This window comes from Myceligenerans halotolerans, assembly GCF_054782975.1.
In genome coordinates this window covers 132,529-157,002 of the sequence record NZ_BAAGRL010000006.1, presented here as the reverse complement: position 1 = coordinate 157,002, position 24,474 = coordinate 132,529, and the positions used below count along the sequence as shown (strand labels likewise).

Here is a 24,474-nt window from a genome sequence, read left to right as displayed (position 1 = left end):
GGCACACGAAGAAGGTGAAAAGCGCAGTGGCCCCGCACGACAGTGCCGTGCGGGGCCACCGGAAGCAGCGCTCCTCGTCAGCGCTCCGTTGTCCGAAGCGCTTCCTCGGGTTCCGCGCAGGGCACGCGCCTCGAACAACCTCGGCTCGTACCCTGCGCAGCGCCCTTCGTCAGCGCTTGCTGTACTGCGGCGCCTTACGGGCCTTCTTGAGACCGGCCTTCTTGCGCTCGACCGCACGGTCGTCGCGCGTGAGGAAGCCGGCCTTCTTGAGGGCCGGGCGGTTCGACTCGGCGTCGATGGCGTTCAGCGCGCGGGCGATGCCCAGGCGCAGCGCACCGGCCTGGCCGGAGCTGCCGCCGCCGTTGATGCGGGCGATCACATCGAAGCGGCCCTCGACCTCGACCAGCTTCAGCGGGTCGTTGACCAGCTGCTGGTGCACCTTGTTCGGGAAGTACTCCTCAAGGGTGCGGCCGTTGATCTTCCACTGGCCGGTGCCGGGGACGAGGCGCACGCGCGCCACGGCCTCCTTGCGGCGCCCGACCGCCTGGCCGGGTGCGGTGAGGGACGAGCCGCCCGTCGCGGGGGCGACCGTCTCGCTGGTGTAGGTGCTGGGCGTGGTCTCGTCCAGCTCGGTGTCGACGGTGGTCTCAGCCACTGTGTAGTCCTCGCGTCCTTCGCGTTGCGATCCGGCAGCGGCCTCAGGCCTGCTGCGAAACCTGGGTGATCTCGAACGGCTTCGGCTGCTGCGCCGCGTGCGGGTGCTCGGCGCCCGCATAGACCTTGAGCTTCTTGATCTGCTCGCGGCCGAGCGTGGTCTTCGGGAGCATCCCGCGGACGGCCTTCTCGATGGCCTTGCGCGGGCTCTTCTCGATCAGCTCGCCGTACGGCGTAGCGGTCAGACCACCCGGGTAGCCGGAGTGGCGGTACGCCATCTTGTTCTCGCGCTTGTTGCCGCTGAGGGCGACCTTCTCCGCGTTGATGACGATGACGAAGTCACCGCCGTCGACGTGCGGAGCGAAGGTCGGCTTGTGCTTCCCGCGCAGCAATGTAGCGACCTGGGAGGCCAGTCGGCCCAGGACGACGTCGGTCGCGTCGACGACGTGCCAGTCACGCTGGACGTCGCCGGGCTTGGGGGTGTACGTACGCACGGTTCGTAACCTTCTGTTCGGTGTCGTCGGGCGAGAAGCGGCGCCCGATGAGTCAGGATCATTGTGCGCGGGAGCTCATGGTGACGCCCGGGCCAAACATCGGAGTGCGAGTGGGTCGCTACCGGTGCAGGACGTCGGAGACATAGCACAACGACGACCTAGAATACCCGTGCGTTCCGAGCAGGGTCAAAGCGAGCAGGGCCTACCGACCACGTGGCGTTCGACACCCCCTCGCCTCACGGCCATGAGTGTGTCACCGTAGATCCATGAGCGGCGACACAACCGCCACGTCGCCGGACCCGGAGTACGGCGCCGAGGGCGACACGGACCAGTTGCAGCAGGCCGACACCCTGCTCGACCGGGGTACCCCGGACGTGCTCGACGAGGGCTATTCCCCGCCCGACTACCCCCGCAAGAACCACTGGGGCGAGACCGCGTGGGAGGAGTCCCACGGAGAGCCTCTCGACCAGCGCCTGGCAGAAGAAGAACCGGAGAACTGGGAACGCGACCCGCTCACCCGCCCAGACCTCTCCCGCTCGGGCCGCCTTGTCGCCGACGACGACGCCGACCCCGGCGCGGACGGCCACCGCCAGAACGACCTGTACGGCGACGACGCCGGCATCGACGGTGCGGGAGCGAGCGCCGAGGAGGCAGCGGTCCACTGGGTCGAGGAGCCCTGACCGCAGCGCCGCCTTGCCCGCGAGTGCCCTGGTGAAGGAACCAGCAGGGCCGGACGGACGACGATCCCGGCTCAGCCGTAGATGACGAGGACCGCCCAGATCGCGGAGACGTTCCACAGGGCGTGGGCCAGCATGGATGCTGTCAGCCGGCGAGTGGCCAGGAACAGCCCGGTGTAGACGAGGCCGGCGACGGTGATGGACAGCACATCCGGGATGTTGCCCGGCAGGTGCAGCACGCCGAACAGCACCACCGAGACGACCGCCGCCACCCACAGCGCCACCCTGGGACGGGCGGATCGCTGCGGGATGGCGCCGAGCAGGAAGCCGCGGAAGTACAGTTCCTCGGCGATGCCGCCACCGACGATCCCCAGGACGAGGGTCGCGGCGATCGCCGCCGCTCCGCCGGAGGCCATTCGCAGGACCTCCTGGACTTCCAGGTTGGCCGCGCCGCCGGCTGCCGGGAGCAGGACACCGAACTCCAGAAGGAGTCGGGGCGGAACGGTGGCCGCCGCGATCATCGCGTCCCGTCGCCAGTGCTGTGATGTCAGGCCGAGACTGCGGCGGGTGAGCCCGTGGCGGCGCAGCCACCAGGCCATGAGGGTGGTGGCGGATACCAGTTCGGCGACGGCGACCGCGATGACCGCCATCGGCGGCCAGTCCGACGCGAACACACCCGCGGTGAGCGGTGGCACGACGAAGCAGAGCAGTGCGCCGGCGAGGAACACCCCGGCGGAGCGGGCGGGGTGGGCAGGGCGGGCGGGTGCGGAGATGGTCACGGGGGTCCAGCCTTTCGGTGGGCAGCTCGGGTTGTTCGACATGGCGATGACGAGACCGTCGGAGGCATATCGATTTTCGGTATACTAGACAGAGAACGTATCGATTGTCGATAAGGGAGGTTGTCGTGCAGCATGAACAGGGGCATCGGCCCCGCTCGGGCCTGGCGGGCCAGTGGGTCTTCGAGGCAGTCACAGCCGCCGCCGTCACTCTCGGCGTCCTGCTGTCCGCCGGCTCGGCGCTCGGCGCACTCGTCGCCGACAACCTGGTCCTGCCCGTGACGGTGGATCCCGCGGCCGATCTCGGCGCACAAGCGGCGGCAGGCCGCTTCGAGCTCGTTCCGCAGGGTGCCGCCGTCCTGACCGTGACCGAGCCGACTGTCGGCGACCGGCTCTGGATCTTCGGGCCGGCGCTGCTGCTCGCCGCCGTCGTCGCGGCGGCGGGAGGACTGCTGTGGCGAGTGGTGCGATCGCTGCGCACCGCGGACCCGTTCCATCCGCGCAACGCCCGCCGGGTCGGTGCGGCGGCTGCTGTGCTCCTGCTCGGCGGGTCGCTGGCTGCCGGGCTCCAGGCCGCCGGTCAGCTCGCACTCGCCGACGCCGCGCGGCACGCCTGGCAGTCGGGCCAGGCGCACGGGCTGCAGGCTGCCATCGACCCGCCGGCGGCCATCTTGCTGCTCGGCCTCGGTCTCGTCGCGGCGGCCGAATTCCTGCGCCGAGGCGCGGCGATGCGCGCCGACCTCGACGGACTCGTGTGATGGCCCCGTCCGACGACGAGCAGCCATCCAATCATCGCGTGGTCTGCCACCTCGACCAACTCCTCGCCGAGTGCCAGATGACTCTCGCCGAACTCGCCAAACGGGCCGGGGTCACAGTGGTGAACCTGTCGGTGCTGAAGAACGACCGGGCCAAAGCCGTCCGGTTCTCCACCCTGACCGCCATCTGCGACGTACTCCACTGCCAACCGGGCGACCTGTTCAGCGTGCGTCCCGCCGAGACGAGCAGGCCCTAGCCGAGCACTTCCTCGTCCATCCGCTTCGCGCGGATGCGTTCGGCCCGCTCGGCGAGTTCGCCGTCGGCCGGATAGGTGACCTCCTCCAGCACAAGGCCCTGCGGCGGCACGACGGCGGCGCCCGCCGTCCGCTTCCGGTTCGCGAGCAGCTCGGCGGGCCACTCGACGGGGCGACGCCCTTCCCCCACGGCGATCGAGGCGCCGACGATCGCGCGCACCATGTTGTGGCAGAACGCGTCCGCGACGACCCGCGCCACCACGAGGCCGGCGTCGGCCCCCGACGCCGGGCGCTCCCAGCCGACGTCGAGCAGCTCACGGATCGTCGTCGCGCCGGGGCGCGGCTTGCAGTAGGCGGCGAAGTCGTGCAGGCCGGCGAGCGGCCTGACGGCCGCGTCCATGGCGGCGGCGTCGAGCGGCTTGCGGCTGAACAGCACGTGGGTGCGTCGCAGCGGGTCGCGGCGTCCGACGTCGTCGGCGACGCGGTACGCGTACCGCCGGTGCAGCGCGGAGAACCGCGCGTCGAAGCCCTCCGGCGCGGGCCTCGCACGGTGCACGACGACGTCCGCGGGGAGCACCCCGGTCAGGCGCGCCACCATCGCGTCCCCCGGTGAACGGTCGGACCGCCCGGGCATCTCCTCCCAACGGCTCACCGGCACGTCCACGTGGGCGACCTGCCCCCGCGCGTGCACCCCGGCGTCGGTGCGGCCGGCCACGGTGAGCCGCGGCGCGGGCAGGCCGAGCGGCTCGGTGCGCAGGATCGTCGCGAGCCCGTCCTCGAGGACGCCCTGCACGGTGCGCTCCGTCGGCTGGCGCGCCCAGCCGGCGAACTTGGTGCCATCGTAGGCGAGATCGAGCCTGATCCGGATGCAGTCGTCCACGGTGACATTCTCCCCTCCCGACGCGGTGCGTAACGTTAGGGCGTGAACGACGTACTGACACTCGCCGTGGACTGCGGCGGCAGCGGGATCAAGGCCGCCGTGCTCGACGCCGCCGGGACCGCCCACGCCCAGCCCGTGCGCGTCCTGACGCCATACCCGCTCGCCCCGGAGCTCCTGGTGGACGTGATCGCGAAGATCGCCACCGAGCTCCCGGGAGCACAACGGGTCACGGTGGGCATGCCGGGGATGATCCGCAGCGGCGTCGTCGTGCAGACACCGCACTACATCACGCGGTCCGGGCCCCGCTCGCGCGTCGACCCCGCGCTCGCCGTCGCCTGGGCGGACTTCGACATGCAGGCCGCCGTGGCACATCAGCTGAACATGCCCGCCCTCGTACTGAACGACGCCGAGGTACACGGCGCGGGCGTCATCGCCGCCACGGGGCTCGAGCTCGTGCTGACTCTCGGCACGGGCCTCGGGTCCGCACACTTCCACGGCGGCAGGCTCGCCCCGCACCTGGAGTGGTCCCGGGCACCGATCCGCCGCAGCCTCACGTACGACGAGTACATCGGCGAGCCGGAACGCCGCCGGCTCGGGGACGGGCTCTGGTCGCGGCGCGTGGTGAACGTGGTCGAGGGGCTGCGGCCGGTGTTCCACTGGGACCGGCTGTACCTGGGCGGAGGCAACTCGCGCAACATCACGTCGTCGGCGCTGGCCCGGCTGGGGGACGACGTCGTCGTCGTGCCGAACTCGGCGGGCCTGGTCGGCGGGGCCCGGGCCTGGGACCTCCCGGAAGCGCCGAAGCGGTGAGTTCCGTGTGCGGCCGGTGACGTGGCCGTCTCCGCCGCCTGCGTCGCCGGTCCGGGCCGGACCGGCGACGCAGGCCCGCTGTCTCACGGCGAAGCGGATGGTTCCGGACACGGCAGAGCCCCCGCCGCATTCTTGGATGCGGCGGGGGCTCCGGAACGGAAGAAGAGGGTCCTCAGGACTCCTTCTTCTCCTCGGTCTCCTCGGCCGGGGCCTCGGTCTCGGCGGCCGGAGCCTCGGGGGTCTCCTCGACCTCGGGCTCGGCCGGCGCGGCCTTCTCGGCGGCCTTGGTCGCCTCGGCGACCACGGCCTGCTTCGGGCTCACCGGCTCGGTGACGAGCTCGATGACCGCCATCGGCGCGTTGTCGCCCTTGCGGGCGCCGATCTTCGTGATGCGCGTGTAGCCACCGTCGCGCTCGGCCATGGTCGGCGCGATCTCGGTGAACAGCGTGTGCACCACGCCCTTGTCGCGGACGACACGGAGGACCCGGCGACGCGCGTGCAGGTCGCCCTTCTTGGCGAAGCTGATGAGGCGCTCCGCCAGCGGGCGCAGGCGCTTCGCCTTCGTCTCGGTGGTCGTGATGCGGCCGTGCTCGAACAGCGCGGTGGACAGGTTCGCGAGGATCAGACGCTCGTGAGCCGGGCTACCGCCGAGGCGCGCACCCTTGGTAGGGGTAGGCATTGCATGTGCTCCTTAGGGATGTACCGCCACCGCGGCGCGTTCCGGACGGCCGGAACGCGCCAGCGGTACGGGTGTCAGTACGACTGCTCGTCGCCGCCGCTGTACGTGGGCGCCGCGTCGTCACCGCTGAAGTAGTTCGCCCCGGAGTCGAAGTCCAGGGGCGAGTCCTTCAGGCTCAGGTTCAACTCTGCGAGCTTCTCCTTCACCTCGCTGATGGACTTGGCACCGAAGTTGCGGATGTCGAGCAGGTCCGCCTCGCTGCGCGCGACGAGTTCACCGACCTGGTGAATGCCCTCGCGCTTGAGGCAGTTGTACGACCGGATGGTGAGGTTGAGCTCCTCGATCGGCAACGCCAGGTCCGCGGCCAGCGCGGTGTCCGTGGGCGACGGGCCGATCTCGATGCCTTCAGCCTCGACGTTCAGTTCACGGGCAAGGCCGAACAGTTCGACGAGCGTCTTGCCGGCCGAGGCGAGCGCGTCACGCGGCGCGATGGCCGACTTGGTCTCGACGTCGACGATGAGCTTGTCGAAGTCGGTGCGCTGCTCGACTCGGGTGGCCTCGACCTTGTACGTGACCTTGAGAACGGGCGAGTAGATCGAGTCGACCGGGATGCGGCCGATCTCCGCGTCGAACGACTTGTTCTGCGCGGCGGACACGTACCCACGGCCCCGCTCGACGGTCAGCTCGATCTCGAGCTTCCCCTTGTCGTTGAGCGTCGCGATGTGCAGGTCGGGGTTGTGTACCTCGACCCCCGCCGGCGGCACGATGTCCGCGGCGGTGACCACACCGGCACCCTGCTTGCGCAGGTACATCACGACGGGCTCGTCGTTCTCCGAGGAGACGACGAGGTTCTTGATGTTGAGGATGATCTCGGTGACGTCCTCCTTCACGCCCGACACGGTGCTGAACTCGTGCAGCACGTTGTCGATGCGGATGGAGGTCACGGCCGCGCCCGGGATGGACGACAGCAGCGTGCGGCGCAGCGAGTTGCCGAGCGTGTAGCCGAAGCCGGGCTCGAGCGGCTCGATGGAGAACCGCGAACGGTACTCCGAGATGACCTCTTCGGTCAGCGTGGGGCGCTGTGCGATGAGCACTGTGGGTGTCCTTTCAGCGTGCGTCCGCTATATGACGCATCACGGCTCGCGATCTCTCGCGGCCCGGTGAGACTCTGTCCGCTCGCCGGGCGAAGGTGCTCACCGTGTGGGGTGAGCGGTTGTCGCTGCCGCGGAGCGCCCCGGCCCGAGGGCGGAGGCACACCACGCGCGACGCGGGGGTTCAGACGCGGCGACGCTTCGGGGGGCGGCAGCCGTTGTGCGCCTGGGGCGTCACGTCCTGGATCGAGCCGACCTCGAGTCCCGTCGCCTGCAGGGAACGGATGGCGGTCTCACGACCGGAGCCCGGGCCCTTGACGAAGACGTCGACCTTCTTCACGCCGTGCTCCTGGGCGCGGCGGGCGGCCGACTCGGCAGCCAGCTGCGCGGCGTACGGCGTCGACTTGCGGGAGCCCTTGAAGCCGACGTGGCCGGCGGACGCCCAGGAGACCACGGCGCCCGAGGGGTCCGTGATCGAGATGATGGTGTTGTTGAACGTGCTCTTGATGTGCGCCTGGCCGAGCGGGACGTTCTTCTTGTCCTTGCGACGCGGCTTGCGAGTCTTGGGAGGCATTGGTGCTCTTCTATCTCCTGGTCTGGTCGGACCGGGGCGGGCACTTCCCCTGAGGGCTGCCCGCACCGCGGACTACGTGCGGCATTGGCTTCCGCGTGATGACGACGCCTGGACCCTCGCAGGTGGCATCGATCAGCGTGTTCCTGGCTGCCGCGTGATGGCGATGCCTGGAGCCCTTGCGGGCGAGGCATCGATCAGCGGGCCTTCTTCTTGCCGGCGACGGTGCGCTTCGGACCCTTGCGGGTACGCGCGTTGGTCTTGGTGCGCTGACCGCGCACCGGCAGGCCGCGACGGTGACGCAGACCCTGGTAGGTACCGATCTCCACCTTGCGGCGGATGTCGGAAGCGACCTCGCGGCGGAGGTCACCCTCGAGCTGGTAGCTGGTCTCGAGGTGGTCACGGAGCGCGACGAGCTCGGCGTCGCCGAGGTCCTTCACGCGGGTGTCCGGGTTGACCCCGGTCGCGGCAAGGGTTTCCTTGGCGCGGGTCCGGCCGACCCCGAAGATGTAGGTGAGCGCGATCTCGACCCGCTTCTCGCGGGGGAGGTCGACGCCGATAAGACGTGCCATGTGCCTGACGGCTCCTGTACTTCTCGTCCGGAGGTCTGCCGCACCGCCATCCCGCGAGATCCGCGGGCCCCGGCCTCCGGGCCGAGGGTTCCCCCGCCTGCGCGGCGGGTTCGAGGTGGTGCACTGATGGTGGCCGTGGCCACCGGCCCGGGGCGCCCCCGGGAGGTGATCAGCCCTGACGCTGCTTGTGGCGCAGGTTGTCGCAGATCACCATGACGCGACCGTGCCGGCGAATCACCTTGCACTTGTCGCAGATCTTCTTGACGCTCGGCTTGACCTTCATGGGTTTCCTCTGACTGTGGTGAAACGTGGCGTTTCCCGAGTTCAGCGACCGGGCTCCGCCGCGTTCCGGCTACTTGTAGCGGTAGACGATCCGGCCGCGGGACAGGTCGTACGGGCTGAGCTCGACCACGACCCGGTCCTCCGGGAGGATTCGGATGTAGTTCTGACGCATCTTGCCCGAGATGTGGGCGAGCACCCTGTGACCGTTCTCCAGCTCCACGCGGAACGTCGCGTTCGGCAGAGCCTCGACCACGCTGCCCTCGATCTCGATGACACCGTCCTTCTTAGCCATATCCTCCGCTAACTCTCGTCGGCCTGTTCCTCGCCTGACATGAGGCGCGCAAGAAGCACGCCGCCGTCGGGACGAGGATGTCGTGTGCAGCCGCGAACACCGGCCCGATGGCGGAACCGGCGCCCGGCCAAGACCGAACCACCAGCGATCGACCTGCCGAAACACAGCTTGGAGGCCGAACCTGTAGGGACTGCGTCCTTTGGCGCCGGAGCGCGGACCACACCCAACGAGCCATCTTATCAGAGGTCGTACTCCACGCCGGGCGGCCCGACCATCGTGTGCGGCAGCGCGCCGACGAGCAGGACCAGCATCGGCACCCAGCCCAGCAGGATCCCCACCGACACCGCGACCAGCTCCGGCCGCCGCTTGCGGCGCCACCACCACGCACCCGCGATCCAGCCCACGACGGCGAGCAGCAGCACCGACTCCCACATCTGCAACGAGGTACCGAACCCGACGATGAGGCCGGCCCAGAACCAGACGCCGAACACCAGTCGCCGCACCCACCGGCCGAGCCACCCGCCGAACCGCGAGAACGCCCCCGCGACGGCCGCCGCCGCGTGCCTGCGTCGAGGGAGCGGCGCATCACCGGGCTCGCGGGTCGCCCGGATCCGGGTCATGGGCCTGAGGGCATGAGCGTCATCGGTCATGCCACATGAGCATAGACCAACTGACTCCAGCTAAGTAAGAGGCCGCGATCGACTTCAGTCGAGCGCCCGCACGTCCACACCGAGCTCGCCCAGGCGACCCGCTCCCCCGTCCGGTGCGGTCAGCACCCAGATGCCGCCCTCGAGGACGGCCACGCTGTGCTCCCAGTGCGCGGCTCGCGATCCGTCGGCGGTCACCACGGTCCACTCGTCGTCGAGCACGTGCGTGTCGCCCGTGCCCAGCGTGACCATGGGCTCGATCGCCAGGCACATCCCCGGCCGGAGCCGCGGCCCGGCCTCCCGCAGGCGGAAGTTCACCACGTCCGGCGGCTGGTGCATGGCGGTCCCGATGCCGTGCCCCACGTACTCCTCGACGATCCCGTACTCGGCGCCGACCAGCTCACCCGCCAGCTCGATGCTCGCCTCGACGGCACGGCCGACGTCGTTCAGCCGCCGCCCGCCGTGCAGAGCGGCGATCCCCGCCCACATCGCGGCTTCGGTGGCGCGCACGAGCTGAGCATGGGCCACCGAACCGCCCGCCGCCTCCACGACGTCGTCGGACGCGTCCGTCGGCAGCGCGCCGGCGTCTCCGAGCACGAACGACGTCGCCGAGTCGCCGTGCCAGCCGTCCACGATCGCGCCGCAGTCCACGGAGACGAGGTCGCCGACGCCGAGCACCCGCCCGCCGGGGATGCCGTGGATCACCTCGTCCCCGACCGACACGCAGATCGTGGCGGGGAACCCTTCGTACCCCAGGAACGACGGCGTCGCGCCGGCGCCACGGATGGCGTCCGACGCGACGGAGTCGAGATCGGCGGTACTCATGCCGGGGCGGGCGGCCTCCCGCACCGCGGCGAGCGTGTCGGCGACGACGAGACCGGCGCGCCGCATGATGCGCACCTGCTCCGGCGTCTTGTACTCGATGCGCTCCCGCCCGAGCCCGAGCATGCTCTCAGCGCTCCCTTGACATTTCCTCGGGGTTCCTCCGCGGGCGAGTGCCTCGTTCCCCGGCCCTCACCGCAGGTTCCCCCGTCGTCGACGTCATCCCAGCTGTGCCGCGAGCGACGTCACGATGCGGTCGGTGACATCTGCGATCTCCCCGACGCCGTCCACCTTGGCCAGCAGCCCGCGCTCCGCGTAGGCGGCCGTGAGCGGAGCGGTCTCGGCGTCGTAGATCTCCAGGCGCTTCCTGATGGCGTCGGGAGTGTCGTCGGTGCGACCCTCCTCCTCGGCACGCTTCGCGAGCCGGGCCATGAGCTCGTCCCGGTCGGCCGTCAGTTCGATGACGCCGTCCAGCTCCCAGCCGAGATCGGACAGGATGTGGTCGAGCTCGGCCACCTGGGCCGCGTTGCGCGGGTACCCGTCGAGCAGGAAGCCGTCCGTCACGTCGGGCCGGCTGAGCCGGTCCCGCACCATGGCGTTCGTGATCTCGTCCGGGACGAGGTCACCCTTCTCGGAGTACGCCTTCGCCGTCCGGCCGAGTTCGGTGTCGCCCTTGATGTTCGCGCGGAAGATGTCACCCGTGGAGATCGTCACGATGCCGAAGGTCTCGGCGAGCCGGGCAGCCTGCGTGCCCTTCCCGACGCCCTGCGGGCCCATGATGACGAGGCGCGTGATGCGGCCCTCGGGGCCCGGGCGGACGTGCAGGTCGCTGCGAGAGGTGGTGGGAGTCTGGCTCAACGGAGGAATCCTTCGTAATGACGCTGCTGGAGCTGGGAGTCGATCTGCTTGACCGTCTCGAGCCCGACACCGACCACGATGAGGATCGAACTGCCGCCGAACGGCAGGTTGGTGCTGACGCCCAGGAAGACGAGCACCAGCGTCGGGATCAGCGCCACCAGCGCGAGGTACAGGGAACCGGCGGAGGTGATCCGGGTGATCACGTAGTCGAGGTACTCCGCGGTGGGCCGGCCCGCCCGGATACCCGGGATGAAGCCGCCGTACTTCTTCATGTTGTCCGCGACCTCGTCCGGGTTGAACGTGATCGACGTGTAGAAGAAGCAGAAGAAGATGATCATCAGCGTGTAGAGCGCGATGTACAGCGGCTCCGACGGCTGGACCAGGTTGTTCGAGATCCAGATGACCCACTCGGACTGCTGGTCCCCGAACTGGGCGATCAGACCCGGCAGCGCCAGGATCGACGCCGCGAAGATGACCGGGATGACGCCGGACATGTTGATCTTGATGGGGATGTAGGTGCTGGTGCCGCCGTACATCCGACGGCCCACCATGCGCTTCGCGTACTGCACCGGGATCCGGCGCTGCGACTGCTCGACGAACACGACCAGGCCGACCACCAGCACGATGACGACGATCATGATCGTGAAGTTCAGGACGCCGTTGGCGCCACCGGCGATGGACCAGAGCGCCGTCGGGAAGCTCGCCGCGATGGACGTGAAGATCAGCAGCGACATGCCGTTGCCGACGCCGCGCTCGGTGATGAGCTCGCCGAGCCACATGACCAGGCCCGTACCAGCGGTCATGGTGATGACCATGAGGATGGAGGTGAGCACCGTGTCGTCGGCGATGATGGGCAGGTCGCACTGCAGCAGCAGGCCCTGGCGCGCGGTCGTGATCACCGTCGTCGACTGCAGGATCGCCAGCGCGATCGTCAGGTAACGGGTGTACTGCGTGAGCTTCGACTGACCCGACTGGCCCTCCTTGTGCAGGGCCTCGAACCGCGGGATCACCACGCGCAGGAGCTGGACGATGATGCTCGCCGTGATGTAGGGCATGATCCCGAGCGCGAACACCGACAGCTGCAGGAGCGCGCCACCGCTGAACACGTTGATCAGCCCGAGCAGCGAGGAGTTGTCCTGCTGCCCCTCGATGCACTCCTGGACGTTCGCGTAGTTCACGCCCGGTGTCGGAATGAACGACCCGACGCGGAACAGCGCCATGATCGCGATCGTGAACAGCAGCTTGCGCCGCAGGTCTGGCGTCCGGAAAGCCCGGCCGAATGCGCTGAGCACCCTGTCCTCCTGGCCCGCGTGCGCGGGGTCTCGTGTCGCCGGATCTCTCCGGCGAGATGTCGTCGTCGCCCGCTGCCGTTCTCCGTCGACGTACGGGACCTGTCGGATTCTACGTTGCCTGCGAGGTCCGGTGGACCACGCACGGGCCTAGTCTGCCCGACTTCCGGCGAGACACCACCACGGGACGCACCCGCCACGCCGTCGTCGGCCCACGCGACCTCCAAACGACACGGGACCGGCCGCGCTGACGCGCTGCCGGTCCCGTGCGACCTGCTCAGTCCTCCGCGGGCTCGGCCACGGAGCCACCGGCGGCCAGGATCTTCTCCCTGGCCGACGCCGAGACGCGGTCGACCGCGATCTCGAGCTTGACGGTGACGTCACCGTTGCCGAGAACCTTCACCGGCTGGTTCTTGCGAACCGCGCCCTTGGCGACGAGGTCCTCGACGGTGACGGAGCCACCGGCGGGGTAAAGCTCCGAGAGCTTGTCCAGGTTCACGACCTGGTACTCGACGCGGAACGGGTTCTTGAACCCACGCAGCTTCGGAAGGCGCATCTGCAGGGGAACCTGCCCGCCCTCGAAGCCCGCGGGAACCTGGTAGCGGGCCTTCGTGCCCTTGGTACCACGGCCCGCCGTCTTACCCTTCGACGCCTCGCCACGACCCACGCGGGTCTTGGCGGTCTTGGCGCCCGGGGCCGGACGGAGGTGGTGGACCTTCAGCGGCTTGTTGTCCGCCATGATCACTCGACCTCCTCGACGGTGACGAGATGCGACACCGTCTTGACCATGCCGCGGATCTCCGGGCGGTCCTCCTTCACGGCGGTGTCGCCGATCCGCTTGAGGCCAAGAGTCCGCAGCGTCTCACGCTGCTTGAACTTGCCGCCGATGGTGGACTTCACCTGGGTGACCTTGAGTCGAGCCATCACGCACCCGCCTTCGCCTCGGCGGCCGCGGCGATGCCCTTGGCCTGCGCCCGCAGGAGCGCGGCCGGGGCCACGTCCTCCAGCGGCAGACCACGACGTGCGGCGACGGCCTCGGGCTGCTCGAGCCCGCGCAGCGCCGCGACCGTGGCGTGCACGATGTTGATCGCGTTCGACGAACCGAGCGACTTGCTCAGCACGTCATGGATGCCGGCGCACTCCAGCACGGCGCGGACCGGACCACCGGCGATCACACCGGTACCCGGCGACGCCGGACGGAGGAACACGACACCGGCGGCGGCCTCACCCTGGATGGGGTGCGGGATGGTGCCCTGGATGCGCGGGACGCGGAAGAAGTTCTTCTTCGCCTCCTCGACACCCTTGGCGATCGCCGAGGGCACCTCCTTGGCCTTGCCGTAGCCGACGCCGACGGTACCGTCACCGTCACCCACCACGACGAGCGCGGTGAAGCTGAACCGGCGACCACCCTTGACGACCTTGGCGACGCGGTTGATCGTCACCACGCGCTCGACGAAGGCGCTCTTCTCCTCGCCGCGACCGCCGCCACCGCGGCGGTCGTCACGGCGACCCGAACGACGGCCGTCGTTCTTCTTCTCGTTCCCGTTGGCGGCACCCTGGGGGGCGCCGCTGCGCTGCCCTGCAGCCATCAGAGAGTCCTTTTCTTCCGTGCGTCGGTCGTCACAGGGTCAGCCCGCCTTCGCGAGCCCCGTCGGCGACTGCCGCCACCCGACCGTGGTACTTGTTGCCACCGCGGTCGAACACCACGGTCTCGACGCCGGCAGCCTTGGCGCGCTCGGCGACCAGCTCACCCACCTTGCGGGCCTTGGCCGTCTTGTCACCGTCGAACGAACGCAGGTCCGCCTCCAGCGTGGAGGCCGACACGACGGTCTTGCCGACGGTGTCGTCGACGACCTGGGCGACCATGTGTCGCGACGAACGGGTCACGACGAGACGAGGCCGGACGGCGGTGCCGGTGACCTTCTTGCGGGCGCGCGCGTGGCGGCGCTTCCGGGCAACAGTCTTGCCCTTGCCAAGAATCTTGATGGCCATCGTCACTTACCAGCCTTTCCGACCTTGCGCCGGACGTGCTCGTCGGCGTAGCGCACGCCCTTGCCCTTGTACGGCTCGGGCTTGCGGATCTTGCGGATGTTCGCCGCGACCTCACCGACCTGCTGCTTGTCGATGCCGGACACGGAGAACTTGTTCGCGCCCTCGACCTTGAAGGTGATGCCCTCGGGCGCCTCCACGACGACCGGGTGCGAGAAGCCGAGCGCGAACTCGAGGTTGGAGCCCTTCGCCAGCACACGGTAACCCGTGCCCACGATCTCCAGCTTCTTCTCGTAGCCGTCCGTGACGCCGGTGATCATGTTCGCCAGCAGCGTGCGGGTGAGGCCGTGCAGCGACTTCGAGAGCCGCTCGTCGTTCGGACGGGACACCGTGATGGCGCCGTCGTCCAGAGCGACCGTGATGGGTGCGGCGACCGTGTGGTCGAGGGTCCCCTTGGGACCCTTGACGGTCACGAGCGCACCACTGATGGTGACGTCCACGCCGGCCGGGACCGGAACGGGGAGCTTGCCGATACGAGACATGCTTCTTTCTCCCTTCCGATTACCAGACGTAGGCGAGCACTTCGCCGCCGACGCCCTTGGACTCGGCCTGCCGGTCGGTCAGGAGACCGGAGGACGTGGACAGGATCGCCACGCCGAGGCCGCCGAGAACCTTGGGCAGGTTGGTGGACTTTGCGTAGACGCGCAGACCGGGCTTGGACACGCGGCGCACACCCGAGAGGGCGCGCTCGCGGTTCTGGCCGTACTTCAGCTGGAGCGTGAGGGTCTTGCCCACCTGGGCGTCCTCGACGTTCCAGCTCGTGATGTAGCCCTCGGCCTGCAGGATCTTCGCGATGTTCGACTTCAGCTTCGACGACGGCATGGTGACCGTCTCGTGGTGAGCCGAATTCGCGTTCCGCAGACGGGTCAACATGTCTGCGATCGGGTCGGTCATAGTCATCGGGCTCTAGCCCTTCCTCGCCGGGGTATCCGCACCGTGCCGTGCGCGGACGCGGACCTACGGCGTAGTTGTTACCAGCTGCTCTTGGTGACGCCGGGGAGCTCGCCGCGGTGGGCCATCTCCCGCAAACAGATGCGGCACAGGCCGAACTTGCGGTACACGGAGTGCGGGCGACCGCACCGCTGGCACCGGGTGTAGGCACGCACGGCGAACTTGGGCTTGGCGTTCGCCTTGTTGATCAGGGCCTTCTTCGCCATGTCAGTTCTCCTTGAAGGGGAAGCCGAGACGGCGCAGGAGGGAGCGGCCCTCGTCGTCCGTCGTCGCCGTGGTCACGATCGTGATGTCCATACCACGGACACGGTCGATCTTGTCCTGGTCGATCTCGTGGAACATCGACTGCTCCGTGAGACCGAACGTGTAGTTCCCGTTGCCGTCGAACTGCTTCGGCGACAGACCGCGGAAGTCACGGATACGCGGGAGTGCGATCGCCAGCAGGCGGTCGAGGAACTCCCACATGCGGTCGCCGCGAAGCGTCGTGTGCGCACCGATCGGCATGCCCTCGCGCAGCTTGAACTGTGCGATCGACTTCTTGGCACGGGCGACCTGCGGCTTCTGACCGGTGATCGCGGTCAGGTCGCGGATCGCGCCTTCGATCAGCTTCGAGTCCTTCGCGGCGTCACCGACACCCATGTTGACGACGATCTTCGTGAGACCGCCGGCCTGGTGGATGTTGGTGTGGCCGAACTCCTCGACCAGCGCCGGGAGGATCTCCTCGCGGTACTTCTGCTTGAGGCGCGGCAGGGCCGGGGCCTCGATCGTGGTCTCGCTCATCAGTCGATGTCCTTCCCGGAGCGCTTCGCCACGCGGACCCGCACCGTCTTGGTGCGACCGTCACGGTCGACCTCCTCGAGGCGGTACCCGACGCGGGTGCCCTTCTTGGTCTCCGGGTCGACGACCATCACGTTGCTCACGTGGATCGACGCCTCGACCGTCTCGATGCCACCGGTACGGGTGCCGCGCTGCGACTGGCCCATCTTGGTGTGCTTGGTGACGCGCTGGACACCCTCGACGACGACGCGGTCGCGGTCCTTGATGACCTCGAGCACGCGACCGGTCTTGCCCTTGTCCTTGCCCGAGATGACGAGGACCTGATCGCCCTTCTTGATCTTCGCCATGGTCAGAGCACCTCCGGAGCCAGCGAGATGATCTTCATGAACTTCTTGTCGCGCAGCTCGCGGCCCACAGGGCCGAAGATGCGGGTGCCGCGCGGCTCGCCGTCGCTCTTGAGGATGACGGCGGCGTTCTCGTCGAACTTGATGTAGGAACCGTCCGGACGACGGCGTTCCTTGGCGGTGCGAACGACGACGGCCTTGACGACCTCGCCCTTCTTGACGTTCCCGCCAGGGATCGCGTCCTTGACGGTGGCGACGAACGTGTCGCCGATACCGGCGTAGCGACGGCCGGAACCGCCGAGAACGCGGATGCACAGGATCTCCTTGGCACCCGTGTTGTCGGCGACCCGAAGTCGCGACTCCTGCTGGATCATTTGAGTGATCTCCTTGCGTCGTGCTGGTTCTCACCGCGAGCGGTGAGCCTTGCCGAACGGATAAGTACTGTGTGGCTCCTTCGGTGGGCCGGAGGCGGCGGGAATCGTGCCCCGCCGCCGTGACCTCGCGAAGGTGTTACTTGGCCTTCTCCAGGACCGACACCAGCCGCCACCGCTTGGTGGCGGACAGGGGTCGGGTCTCCATGATCTCGACCAGGTCGCCGATACCGGCGGTGTTCTCCTCGTCATGCGCCTTCACCTTGGTGGTGGTGCGCAGGACCTTGCCGTAGAGAGGGTGCTTCTTGCGGTCCTCGACCTCGACGACGATGGTCTTGGCCATCTTGTCGCTGACGACGTAACCGCGGCGCACCTTGCGCGTGTTGCGCTCTGTGGTCACCTGGACCTCGGTGTTCTCGCTCATCCTTGCCTCACTCACTCACGCTCGGAGCCGTACGGATGCCGAGCTCACGCTCGCGCAGGATCGTGTAGATCCGCGCGATGTCGCGGCGCACGGCCTTGAGACGACCGTGGCTCTCCAGCTGGCCCGTGGCCGACTGGAAGCGGAGGTTGAAGAGCTCCTCCTTCGACTCCTTCAGCTTGGCGACGAGGGTCTCGTCGTCCATACCGTCGAGGTCGACGGGCTGCATACCCTTCGTACCGACGACCATCAGATCGCACCCCCCTCGCGCACCACGAAACGGCACTTCATCGGGAGCTTGTGCATCGCGCGACGCATGGCCTCGCGTGCCAGCTCCTCATCGACACCGGCCAGCTCGAAGACGATGCGGCCGGGCTTGACATTGGCGACCCACCACTCGGGCGAGCCCTTACCGGAACCCATACGGACCTCGGCGGGCTTCTTGGTCAGCGGGCGGTCCGGGTAGATGTTGATCCAGACCTTTCCGCCACGCTTGATGTGACGGGTCATCGCGATACGCGCCGCCTCGATCTGGCGGTTGGTGACGTAGGCCGGCTCGAGAGCCTGGATCCCGAAGTCACCGAAGGAGATCTGCGTACCGCCCTTGGCGGAACCACCGCGCTTGGGGTGGTGCTGCTTGCGGTGCTTGACCTTGCGCGGAATCAGCATGGTCAGGCCTCCGTTCCGGACTCTGCGGCCGGCGCGGCCGGGGCCTCCGCCGCAGCAGCGGCGGGAGCGGCCTCGGGCTTGCGCTCGGCCGAACGCTCGTTACGACGGCCACCACCACGACGGTCGCGGTCACCGCGCTCGCCACGCTCGCCCCGGCCACGACCCTGACGGGGCGCGGAGGCGGCCTGCTGCGCGGCGAACTCCTTCTCGGTGGTGTCGCCCTTGTAGATCCACACCTTCACGCCGATGCGACCGAAGGTCGTCCGCGCCTCGAAGAAGCCGTAGTCGATGTACGCGCGGAGCGTGTGCAGCGGCACGCGCCCCTCGCGGTAGAACTCCGAGCGGCTCATCTCGGCGCCACCCAGGCGGCCGGAGACCTGCACGCGGATGCCCTTGGCGCCGGCGCGCTGCGCGGACTGGATGCCCTTGCGCATGGCGCGACGGAACGAGACACGGCTCGCGAGCTGCTCGGCGATGCCCTGCGCGACGAGCTGGGCCTCGATCTCGGCGTTCTTGACCTCGAGGATGTTGAGCTGGACCTGCTTGCCCGTGAGCTTCTCGAGCTCGCCGCGGATGCGGTCGGCCTCGGCGCCACGGCGGCCGATCACGATGCCCGGACGCGCCGTGTGGATGTCCACGCGGACGCGGTCGCGGGTGCGCTCGATCTCGACCTTGGCGATACCGGCCCGCTCGAGGCCGGTGCTCATGAGCTTGCGGATCGCGACGTCCTCACGGACGTAGTCGCGGTACCGCTGACCGGGCTTCGTGCTGTCCGCGAACCACCGCGACTTGTGGTCGGTGGTGATGCCCAGGCGGTACCCGTGCGGGTGTACCTTCTGACCCACTGTCAGGCCCCTTCCTTGTCGGCGAGCACCACGGTGATGTGGCTCGTGCGCTTGAGGATCCGGTTCGCACGGCCCTGCGCCCGCGGCCGGAACCGCTTGAGCGTCGGGCCCTCGTCCACGTACGCCTCCTTGATGACCAGTTCGTCTTCGACGAACCGGACACTGTCCCGGTCGGCCTTCACACGCGCGTTGGCGATGGCGCTCTCGACGACCTTCCGGATCGGCTCGGCGGGCGACTGCGGTGCGAACTTCAGCACCGCAACGGCCTCCTGAGCCTGCTTGCCACGGATGAGGTCGATGACGCGCCGGGCCTTCTGGGGCGTGACACGGACGAACCGCGCCTGCGCCTTGGCTTCCATTGCTGTCCTGCTTCCTTTTCTCAGACAGTCAGGGTTGTCGTTTCGCTGCGGGAAGGGCTTGTGCCCTCCGCTCAGCGGCGACGACCCTTCTTGTCGTCCTTCACGTGGCCGCGGAAGGTCCGCGTGGGAGCGAACTCGCCGAGCTTGTGGCCGACCATCGCCTCGGTGACGAACACCGGGACGTGCTTGCGGCCGTCGTGCACGGCAAGTGTGTGGCCCAGGAAGTCGGGCGTGATGACCGACCGACGGGACCAGGTCTTGATGACGGTCTTGGTCCCCTTCTCGTTCTGGGCGTCCACCTTCTTCTGCAGGTGGTCGTCGACGAAGGGGCCCTTCTTCAGGCTACGAGGCATCAGTCAGGCTCCTATCAGCGCTTCTTGCCGGTGCGGCGACGGCGGACGATCAGTTTGTCGCTCGCCTTCTTCGGGCGGCGGGTACGGCCCTCGGGCTTGCCCCAGGGGCTCACCGGGTGGCGACCACCGGAGGTCTTGCCCTCACCACCACCGTGCGGGTGGTCGATCGGGTTCATGACCACACCGCGGACGGTCGGGCGCTTGCCCTTCCAGCGGTTACGGCCGGCCTTGCCCCAGTTGATGTTCGACTGCTCGGCGTTGCCCACCTCGCCGACCGTCGCGCGGCAGCGCAGGTCGACGTTCCGGATCTCGCCGGACGGCATGCGCAGCTGCGCGTACGGGCCGTCCTTCGCGACGAGCTGCACGGAGGCGCCGGCCGAGCGGGCGATCTTCGCACCGCCACCGGGCCGCAGCTCGACGGCGTGGATGACCGTACCGGTCGGGATGTTGCGCATCGGCAGGTTGTTGCCCGGCTTGATGTCCGCGGCAGCACCGGCCTCGACCACGTCACCCTGGCTCAGCTTGTTCGGGGCGACGATGTAGCGCTTCTCGCCGTCCGCGTAGTGCAGCAGCGCGATGCGAGCCGTGCGGTTCGGGTCGTACTCGATGTGAGCGACCTTGGCCGGCACGCCGTCCTTGTCGTGGCGGCGGAAGTCGATGACGCGGTATGCGCGCTTGTGACCGCCGCCCTTGTGACGCGTCGTGATGCGGCCGGAGTTGTTGCGGCCACCCGTCTTGGACAGCGGGCGGAGCAGCGACTTCTCCGGCTGCGAGCGCGTGATCTCGACGAAGTCGGCGACGCTCGCGCCGCGGCGGCCCGGCGTCGTCGGCTTGTACTTACGGATTCCCATGGGGGTTTGTCCTCAATCTGCTCTCGTCCGGCTCAGCCGACCGGCCCGCCGAAGATGTCGATCGACCCCTCGCGGAGGGTGACGATCGCACGCTTGGTGTCCTTGCGCTTGCCAAGGCCGTAACGCGTGCGCCGCGTCTTGCCCTTGCGGTTGATCGTGTTCACCGAGGCGACCTTCACGTCGAAGACCTTCTCGATGGCGATCTTGATCTCGGTCTTGTTGGCCCTCGGGTCCACGATGAAGGTGTACTTGCCCTCGTCGAGGAGGTTGTAGCTCTTCTCGGAGACGACCGGCGCGATCAGGATGTCGCGCGGGTCCTTCTGCACGATGGTCACTTGGAGTCCTCCTCGGTGGACTCGGCAGCGGCAACCTTCTCCGCGTCCTCAGCGATGGCCTCGGCCTTGCCCGCCTCGTCCTCGATCTCGTCGACGTCGGTGAAGTCGACCTTCTCGTTGAACTTGTAGTCGCGAGCCTGTCCGCCGACGAGGTAGTCCTGGAACTCGGCCAGGCCGTCCTCGTCGCCGTCGGCCAGGAACTGGGCCTGCTTGGCGAAGGAGCTGGCGGCCGGCGAGAACTTCACGCCGCCGTCGGTCAGCGCCGTACGGACGTCGTCCTCGGTGGCCGCGGCAAGCTTGGCCCACGTGGTGTAACCGGCAGCCACGAGGACGCCGGCGATCTTCGGGCCGATGCCCTCGATCCGCTTCAGGTCCACCGGCGTGGCGGACTCCTCGGCGGGAGCCGCGGCCGCGACGGCCTCGGACTCGGTGGCGACGGCCTTCGCACCCTTGCCCGCGGTGGGACCCGCGAGGAACGCGGACAGCGCGGACTCGGTGAAGATCACGTCGTCCGAGATGAGCACGTCGTAGGTGTTCAGCTGGTCAGGGACCAGGACGTGCACCTCGGGAACGTTGCGCAGCGACCGGTGCGACACGTCGTCCGACCGATCCAGCACGACGAGCACGTGCGCGCGGGGAGTCAGGGACTTGATGCTCGCAAGCGCCTTCTTCGTGGAGGGCGTGCCGTCGATGCCGAAGCCCGACACCACGTGCACGCGACCCGAACGGGCGCGGTCGGAAAGCGCGCCACGCAGTGCGGCGGCCTTCATCTTCTTCGGCGTGCGCTGCTCGTACGAGCGCGGCTGCGGGCCGTGGACGACGCCACCACCGGCGAACTGCGGGGCGCGGATCGAACCCTGACGGGCGCGGCCGGTGCCCTTCTGCTTGTACGGCTTCCTGCCACCACCGCGGACCTCGCCGCGGGTCTTGGTGGAGTGCGTGCCCTGGCGGGCCGCCGCGCGCTGCGCGACGACGACCTGGTGAATCAGCGGGACGTTCACGGCGACGTCGAAGACCTCGGCGGGGAGCTCCGCCGTGCCCGACTTCTTCCCGGATGCGTCAAGCACATCGACGGTCAGTGCGGCCATTGGTGTCACGCTCCCTTCGCGGCGGTACGAACGAGGACGACGCCGCCCTTGTTACCGGGAACCGCGCCCTTGACGAGCAGCAGACCCTTCTCGGCGTCGACCGCGTGAACGGTCAGGTTCTGGACGGTCTTGCGGGCGTTGCCCATCCGACCGGCCATGCGCAGGCCCTTGAACACGCGCGACGGCGTCGAAGCGCCACCGATCGAGCCGGGCTTGCGGTGGTTGCGGTGCGAGCCGTGCGAGGCGCCGACACCGGAGAAGCCGTGGCGCTTCATGACACCCGCGGTGCCCTTGCCCTTGGTCGTGCCGGTCACGTCGACCACGGCGCCGGCCTCGAAAGCCTCGGCGGTGATCTCCTGACCGAGCGCGAACTCCGCGGAGTTCTCGGTGCGCACCTCGGCCACGTGACGGCGCGGCGTCACGCCGGCCTTGTCGAAGTGGCCCTTCATCGGCTTGGTGACCTTGCGGGGGTCGATCTGGCCGTACGCGAGCTGGACGGCGGCGTAGCCGTCCGTCTCCTCGGTACGGATCTGGGTCACGACGTTCGTGCCCACCGACACGACCGTCACCGGCACAAGGCGCCCGGCCTCGTCCCAGGTCTGGGTCATGCCGAGCTTCGTCCCGAGCACCGCGGTCACGTTCTTCTGCTGGTTGGTCATGATGATGTCCTCCAGCCTCAGAGCTTGATCTCGATGTTCACGTCCGCAGGCAGGTCGAGACGCATGAGCGAATCGACGGCCTTGGGCGTCGGGTCGACGATGTCGATGAGCCGCTTGTGCGTACGCATCTCGAAGTGCTCGCGGCTGTCCTTGTACTTGTGAGGCGACCGGATGACGGTGAAGACATTCTTCTCCGTCGGCAGCGGCACCGGGCCCACGACCGTCGCACCAGCGCGAGTGACCGTGTCGACGATCTTGCGCGCCGAGCTGTCGATCACCTCGTGGTCGTAGGACTTGAGCCGGATGCGGATCTTCTGTCCCGCCATGGCGTCGTCTGACTCTCTCTCTCGAACCGCTACTGTCCGACCCCCGCGCTCGGGCGTGTCGCGCTGTGCGACGCACTCGTGCACACGCACCTACCCGGTGCGGGGCCGTTGGGAAGTGATCTCCTGCGAGGTATCTCGCTCGGACCACGACGTTTGCCGAGCCTGCTCGGAACAGTGCCATCGGTGATGACCGTCGGCGTGTGCTCCGCGGGGCGCATTCCTGGCGTCGAGATTCAGACGCAAAACCCCGCAGCCTCTCCTGGGGAGAGGACCGCCCAGCCACCTCGGTGGCTGCGGCTTCGCACACTGTTCGACACAAGAAAGAGCGCGCCCGTAACAGGCAACTGCTCAAGTCTGCCATACGATTCCGCGGAATTCCAAGCGGAACCGGTGTGATATGGCACGCCCACGACGAAGGGTCCGGCCGCCGAGGCGTCCGGACCCTTCGCGTGAGCCGTCAGACCAGGATCACTTGAGGATCTTGGTGACGCGGCCGGAACCGACCGTGCGGCCACCCTCGCGGATGGCGAAGCCGAGGCCCTCTTCCATGGCGATCGGCTGGATGAGCTCGACCGTCATCTCGGTGTTGTCGCCCGGCATGACCATCTCGGTGCCCTCGGGCAGCGTGATGACGCCGGTGACGTCCGTCGTGCGGAAGTAGAACTGCGGGCGGTAGTTCGAGAAGAACGGGTTGTGCCGGCCACCCTCGTTCTTGCCCAGGATGTAGACCTGAGCCTCGAAGTTGGTGTGCGGCGTGATCGAACCCGGCTTCACGACGACCTGGCCACGCTCGACGTCCTCGCGCTTGGTACCGCGCAGCAGCAGACCGGTGTTGTCGCCGGCCTGCGCCTGGTCCATCTGCTTGTGGAACGTCTCGATACCGGTGACCGTGGTCTTCTGCGGCTCGCGGATACCCACGATCTCGACCTCGGAGTTGATGTCGAGCTTGCCGCGCTCCACCTTGCCGGTGACGACGGTGCCGCGACCGGTGATCGTGAAGACGTCCTCGATCGGCATCAGGAACGGCTTGTCCAGGTCGCGCTCCGGCTCCGGGACGTTCTCGTCCACGGCCTCCATGAGCTCGACGACCTTCTCGACCCACTCGGGGTCGCCCTCGAGGGCCTTGAGGCCGGAGACGCGGACCACCGGGACGTCGTCGCCGGGGAACTCCTGCGACGACAGGAGCTCGCGGACCTCCATCTCGACGAGCTCGAGGAGTTCCTCGTCCTCGACCATGTCGGCCTTGTTGAGCGCGACCAGCAGGTAGGGCACGCCGACCTGACGAGCGAGCAGCACGTGCTCACGCGTCTGCGCCATCGGACCGTCGGTCGCGGCGACCACCAGGATCGCGCCGTCCATCTGGGCGGCACCGGTGATCATGTTCTTGATGTAGTCGGCGTGACCGGGGGCGTCAACGTGCGCGTAGTGGCGCTTCGGCGTCTCGTACTCGATGTGCGCGATGTTGATCGTGATGCCGCGCTGCTTCTCCTCCGGCGCGGCGTCGATCTCGTCGAAGTTACGCTGCGTGTTCGCCGGCAGGTCCGGGTACTTGTCGGCGAGCGTCTTCGAGATCGCGGCGGTCAGCGTCGTCTTACCGTGGTCGACGTGACCGATCGTGCCGATGTTGACGTGCGGCTTGGTCCGCTCGAACTTGGCCTTAGCCACTTGGGTC

Annotated in this window: 40 protein-coding genes and 1 pseudogene; 4 read left to right on the top strand and 37 right to left on the bottom strand. The window is 68.5% G+C overall.

Going from position 1 to position 24,474, the window contains the following annotated elements:
- Positions 1–169 precede the first annotated feature (169 nt).
- Together rpsI and rplM are read right to left on the bottom strand one after the other, a co-directional pair.
- Positions 170–655 (bottom strand): 30S ribosomal protein S9, encoded by a 486-nt coding sequence (rpsI, locus tag ACYVK5_RS04000; RefSeq protein WP_207274621.1) that lies wholly within the window; start codon positions 653–655, stop codon positions 170–172.
- 43 nt (positions 656–698) lie between these two features.
- Positions 699–1,148: a 50S ribosomal protein L13 gene (gene rplM / locus ACYVK5_RS03995; RefSeq protein WP_192860881.1), complete on the bottom strand. Its 450-nt coding sequence runs from the start codon at positions 1,146–1,148 to the stop codon at positions 699–701.
- Between the two features lie 266 nt (positions 1,149–1,414).
- Here rplM and ACYVK5_RS03990 point away from each other — a divergent pair, with 266 nt between their 5' ends.
- Positions 1,415–1,828, top strand: a complete 414-nt coding sequence (locus tag ACYVK5_RS03990; protein ID WP_460702028.1) for a DUF5709 domain-containing protein — start codon at positions 1,415–1,417, stop codon at positions 1,826–1,828.
- 71 nt (positions 1,829–1,899) lie between these two features.
- Here the strand turns inward: ACYVK5_RS03990 and ACYVK5_RS03985 are convergent, their stop codons facing one another.
- Positions 1,900–2,604, bottom strand: a complete 705-nt coding sequence (locus ACYVK5_RS03985) for a lysostaphin resistance A-like protein (RefSeq protein WP_460702026.1) — start codon at positions 2,602–2,604, stop codon at positions 1,900–1,902.
- Between the two features lie 125 nt (positions 2,605–2,729).
- On the opposite strand from ACYVK5_RS03985, the gene ACYVK5_RS03980 reads away from it, so the two are divergent.
- Both ACYVK5_RS03980 and ACYVK5_RS03975 read left to right on the top strand, forming a co-directional pair.
- On the top strand, positions 2,730–3,359 hold the full coding sequence (locus ACYVK5_RS03980) for a hypothetical protein (protein WP_460702024.1): 630 nt from the start codon (positions 2,730–2,732) through the stop codon (positions 3,357–3,359).
- Complete coding sequence (locus ACYVK5_RS03975) at positions 3,359–3,613, top strand: helix-turn-helix domain-containing protein (protein ID WP_460702022.1); 255 nt, start codon at positions 3,359–3,361, stop codon at positions 3,611–3,613. Before ACYVK5_RS03980 ends, ACYVK5_RS03975 begins: the two co-directional genes overlap by 1 nt.
- Here the strand turns inward: ACYVK5_RS03975 and truA are convergent.
- Positions 3,610–4,491, bottom strand: coding sequence for a tRNA pseudouridine(38-40) synthase TruA (gene truA, locus ACYVK5_RS03970; protein ID WP_460702020.1), 882 nt, complete (start codon positions 4,489–4,491; stop codon positions 3,610–3,612). The two genes, ACYVK5_RS03975 and truA, sit on opposite strands and share 4 nt — an antisense overlap.
- Positions 4,492–4,533: 42 nt before the next feature.
- Here truA and ACYVK5_RS03965 point away from each other — a divergent pair, with 42 nt between their 5' ends.
- Positions 4,534–5,301, top strand: coding sequence for an ROK family protein (locus ACYVK5_RS03965; protein WP_460702018.1), 768 nt, complete (start codon positions 4,534–4,536; stop codon positions 5,299–5,301).
- Positions 5,302–5,473: 172 nt separating this feature from the next.
- On the opposite strand, the gene rplQ is transcribed toward ACYVK5_RS03965, so the two are convergent.
- The 33 genes and pseudogenes from rplQ to tuf form a co-directional block, all read right to left on the bottom strand.
- Positions 5,474–5,980 carry a 50S ribosomal protein L17 gene (gene rplQ, locus ACYVK5_RS03960; RefSeq protein WP_460702016.1) on the bottom strand — a complete coding sequence of 169 codons (507 nt, stop codon included), beginning with the start codon at positions 5,978–5,980 and terminating at the stop codon, positions 5,474–5,476.
- Positions 5,981–6,054: 74 nt separating this feature from the next.
- A complete protein-coding gene (locus ACYVK5_RS03955) occupies positions 6,055–7,074 on the bottom strand; it encodes a DNA-directed RNA polymerase subunit alpha (RefSeq protein WP_460702014.1) in 1,020 nt (339 codons plus the stop codon).
- Between the two features lie 181 nt (positions 7,075–7,255).
- Entirely contained in the window at positions 7,256–7,645 is a 390-nt protein-coding gene (gene rpsK / locus ACYVK5_RS03950; RefSeq protein ID WP_123815716.1) for a 30S ribosomal protein S11, read from the bottom strand.
- Positions 7,646–7,839: 194 nt separating this feature from the next.
- Positions 7,840–8,214, bottom strand: a complete 375-nt coding sequence (gene rpsM, locus ACYVK5_RS03945) for a 30S ribosomal protein S13 (protein ID WP_460702012.1) — start codon at positions 8,212–8,214, stop codon at positions 7,840–7,842.
- A gap of 169 nt (positions 8,215–8,383) precedes the next feature.
- Positions 8,384–8,497 (bottom strand): 50S ribosomal protein L36, encoded by a 114-nt coding sequence (rpmJ, locus tag ACYVK5_RS03940; RefSeq protein ID WP_003956441.1) that lies wholly within the window; start codon positions 8,495–8,497, stop codon positions 8,384–8,386.
- A gap of 69 nt (positions 8,498–8,566) precedes the next feature.
- Positions 8,567–8,788: a translation initiation factor IF-1 gene (gene infA / locus ACYVK5_RS03935; RefSeq protein WP_201845193.1), complete on the bottom strand. Its 222-nt coding sequence runs from the start codon at positions 8,786–8,788 to the stop codon at positions 8,567–8,569.
- Between the two features lie 239 nt (positions 8,789–9,027).
- Entirely contained in the window at positions 9,028–9,438 is a 411-nt protein-coding gene (locus ACYVK5_RS03930) for a hypothetical protein (protein ID WP_460702009.1), read from the bottom strand.
- 54 nt (positions 9,439–9,492) lie between these two features.
- On the bottom strand, positions 9,493–10,383 hold the full coding sequence (gene map, locus ACYVK5_RS03925) for a type I methionyl aminopeptidase (RefSeq protein WP_460702007.1): 891 nt from the start codon (positions 10,381–10,383) through the stop codon (positions 9,493–9,495).
- Between the two features lie 93 nt (positions 10,384–10,476).
- Positions 10,477–11,034 (bottom strand): adenylate kinase, encoded by a 558-nt coding sequence (locus ACYVK5_RS03920; protein ID WP_460702966.1) that lies wholly within the window; start codon positions 11,032–11,034, stop codon positions 10,477–10,479.
- Between the two features lie 77 nt (positions 11,035–11,111).
- Complete coding sequence (gene secY, locus ACYVK5_RS03915) at positions 11,112–12,407, bottom strand: preprotein translocase subunit SecY (RefSeq protein ID WP_460702005.1); 1,296 nt, start codon at positions 12,405–12,407, stop codon at positions 11,112–11,114.
- A gap of 274 nt (positions 12,408–12,681) precedes the next feature.
- Positions 12,682–13,143 (bottom strand): 50S ribosomal protein L15, encoded by a 462-nt coding sequence (gene rplO / locus ACYVK5_RS03910; RefSeq protein ID WP_460702003.1) that lies wholly within the window; start codon positions 13,141–13,143, stop codon positions 12,682–12,684.
- Between the two features lie 2 nt (positions 13,144–13,145).
- Entirely contained in the window at positions 13,146–13,328 is a 183-nt protein-coding gene (gene rpmD, locus ACYVK5_RS03905; protein WP_123815721.1) for a 50S ribosomal protein L30, read from the bottom strand.
- Positions 13,328–13,993, bottom strand: coding sequence for a 30S ribosomal protein S5 (rpsE, locus tag ACYVK5_RS03900; protein WP_460702000.1), 666 nt, complete (start codon positions 13,991–13,993; stop codon positions 13,328–13,330). The genes rpmD and rpsE overlap by 1 nt, the downstream gene beginning before the upstream one ends.
- 31 nt (positions 13,994–14,024) lie before the next feature.
- A complete protein-coding gene (rplR, locus tag ACYVK5_RS03895; RefSeq protein WP_460702964.1) occupies positions 14,025–14,396 on the bottom strand; it encodes a 50S ribosomal protein L18 in 372 nt (123 codons plus the stop codon).
- A 2-nt stretch (positions 14,397–14,398) separates the two neighbouring features.
- A complete protein-coding gene (gene rplF, locus ACYVK5_RS03890; protein WP_460701998.1) occupies positions 14,399–14,935 on the bottom strand; it encodes a 50S ribosomal protein L6 in 537 nt (178 codons plus the stop codon).
- A 19-nt stretch (positions 14,936–14,954) separates the two neighbouring features.
- A complete protein-coding gene (gene rpsH / locus ACYVK5_RS03885; protein ID WP_460701996.1) occupies positions 14,955–15,353 on the bottom strand; it encodes a 30S ribosomal protein S8 in 399 nt (132 codons plus the stop codon).
- Positions 15,354–15,424: 71 nt separating this feature from the next.
- Positions 15,425–15,610: a type Z 30S ribosomal protein S14 gene (locus ACYVK5_RS03880; RefSeq protein ID WP_013837851.1), complete on the bottom strand. Its 186-nt coding sequence runs from the start codon at positions 15,608–15,610 to the stop codon at positions 15,425–15,427.
- Position 15,611: 1 nt separating this feature from the next.
- Complete coding sequence (rplE, locus tag ACYVK5_RS03875; RefSeq protein WP_460701994.1) at positions 15,612–16,184, bottom strand: 50S ribosomal protein L5; 573 nt, start codon at positions 16,182–16,184, stop codon at positions 15,612–15,614.
- Positions 16,184–16,528, bottom strand: coding sequence for a 50S ribosomal protein L24 (rplX, locus tag ACYVK5_RS03870; protein ID WP_460701992.1), 345 nt, complete (start codon positions 16,526–16,528; stop codon positions 16,184–16,186). The genes rplE and rplX overlap by 1 nt, the downstream gene beginning before the upstream one ends.
- A 2-nt stretch (positions 16,529–16,530) precedes the next feature.
- Positions 16,531–16,899, bottom strand: a complete 369-nt coding sequence (gene rplN, locus ACYVK5_RS03865; RefSeq protein ID WP_460701990.1) for a 50S ribosomal protein L14 — start codon at positions 16,897–16,899, stop codon at positions 16,531–16,533.
- 136 nt (positions 16,900–17,035) lie between these two features.
- Positions 17,036–17,320 (bottom strand): 30S ribosomal protein S17, encoded by a 285-nt coding sequence (rpsQ, locus tag ACYVK5_RS03860; RefSeq protein WP_460701988.1) that lies wholly within the window; start codon positions 17,318–17,320, stop codon positions 17,036–17,038.
- A 7-nt stretch (positions 17,321–17,327) separates the two neighbouring features.
- The gene (gene rpmC / locus ACYVK5_RS03855) at positions 17,328–17,567 is read right to left on the bottom strand and encodes a 50S ribosomal protein L29 (protein WP_123815729.1); all 240 of its coding nucleotides are present in this window, start codon (positions 17,565–17,567) and stop codon (positions 17,328–17,330) included.
- Positions 17,567–17,986, bottom strand: a complete 420-nt coding sequence (gene rplP / locus ACYVK5_RS03850; RefSeq protein ID WP_460701986.1) for a 50S ribosomal protein L16 — start codon at positions 17,984–17,986, stop codon at positions 17,567–17,569. Before rplP ends, rpmC begins: the two co-directional genes overlap by 1 nt.
- Positions 17,987–17,988: 2 nt before the next feature.
- Positions 17,989–18,831 (bottom strand): 30S ribosomal protein S3, encoded by an 843-nt coding sequence (gene rpsC / locus ACYVK5_RS03845; RefSeq protein WP_460701984.1) that lies wholly within the window; start codon positions 18,829–18,831, stop codon positions 17,989–17,991.
- 2 nt (positions 18,832–18,833) lie between these two features.
- Positions 18,834–19,190 (bottom strand): 50S ribosomal protein L22, encoded by a 357-nt coding sequence (gene rplV / locus ACYVK5_RS03840; protein ID WP_123815732.1) that lies wholly within the window; start codon positions 19,188–19,190, stop codon positions 18,834–18,836.
- 71 nt (positions 19,191–19,261) lie between these two features.
- Positions 19,262–19,543: a 30S ribosomal protein S19 gene (rpsS, locus tag ACYVK5_RS03835; protein ID WP_460701981.1), complete on the bottom strand. Its 282-nt coding sequence runs from the start codon at positions 19,541–19,543 to the stop codon at positions 19,262–19,264.
- Positions 19,544–19,557: 14 nt separating this feature from the next.
- A complete protein-coding gene (gene rplB, locus ACYVK5_RS03830) occupies positions 19,558–20,394 on the bottom strand; it encodes a 50S ribosomal protein L2 (protein WP_460701979.1) in 837 nt (278 codons plus the stop codon).
- A gap of 32 nt (positions 20,395–20,426) precedes the next feature.
- Complete coding sequence (rplW, locus tag ACYVK5_RS03825) at positions 20,427–20,729, bottom strand: 50S ribosomal protein L23 (protein ID WP_123815735.1); 303 nt, start codon at positions 20,727–20,729, stop codon at positions 20,427–20,429.
- Positions 20,726–21,106 (bottom strand): helix-hairpin-helix domain-containing protein, encoded by a 381-nt coding sequence (locus ACYVK5_RS03820; protein ID WP_460702962.1) that lies wholly within the window; start codon positions 21,104–21,106, stop codon positions 20,726–20,728. The genes rplW and ACYVK5_RS03820 overlap by 4 nt, the downstream gene beginning before the upstream one ends.
- 33 nt (positions 21,107–21,139) lie before the next feature.
- Positions 21,140–21,817, bottom strand: a pseudogene (rplD, locus tag ACYVK5_RS03815) (50S ribosomal protein L4); the annotation flags it as partial.
- Positions 21,818–21,822: 5 nt separating this feature from the next.
- On the bottom strand, positions 21,823–22,476 hold the full coding sequence (rplC, locus tag ACYVK5_RS03810; RefSeq protein ID WP_460701977.1) for a 50S ribosomal protein L3: 654 nt from the start codon (positions 22,474–22,476) through the stop codon (positions 21,823–21,825).
- Between the two features lie 17 nt (positions 22,477–22,493).
- The gene (rpsJ, locus tag ACYVK5_RS03805) at positions 22,494–22,802 is read right to left on the bottom strand and encodes a 30S ribosomal protein S10 (RefSeq protein WP_043498203.1); all 309 of its coding nucleotides are present in this window, start codon (positions 22,800–22,802) and stop codon (positions 22,494–22,496) included.
- A 468-nt stretch (positions 22,803–23,270) separates the two neighbouring features.
- Positions 23,271–24,467 (bottom strand): elongation factor Tu, encoded by a 1,197-nt coding sequence (gene tuf, locus ACYVK5_RS03800; protein ID WP_460701974.1) that lies wholly within the window; start codon positions 24,465–24,467, stop codon positions 23,271–23,273.
- Positions 24,468–24,474 lie beyond the last annotated feature (7 nt).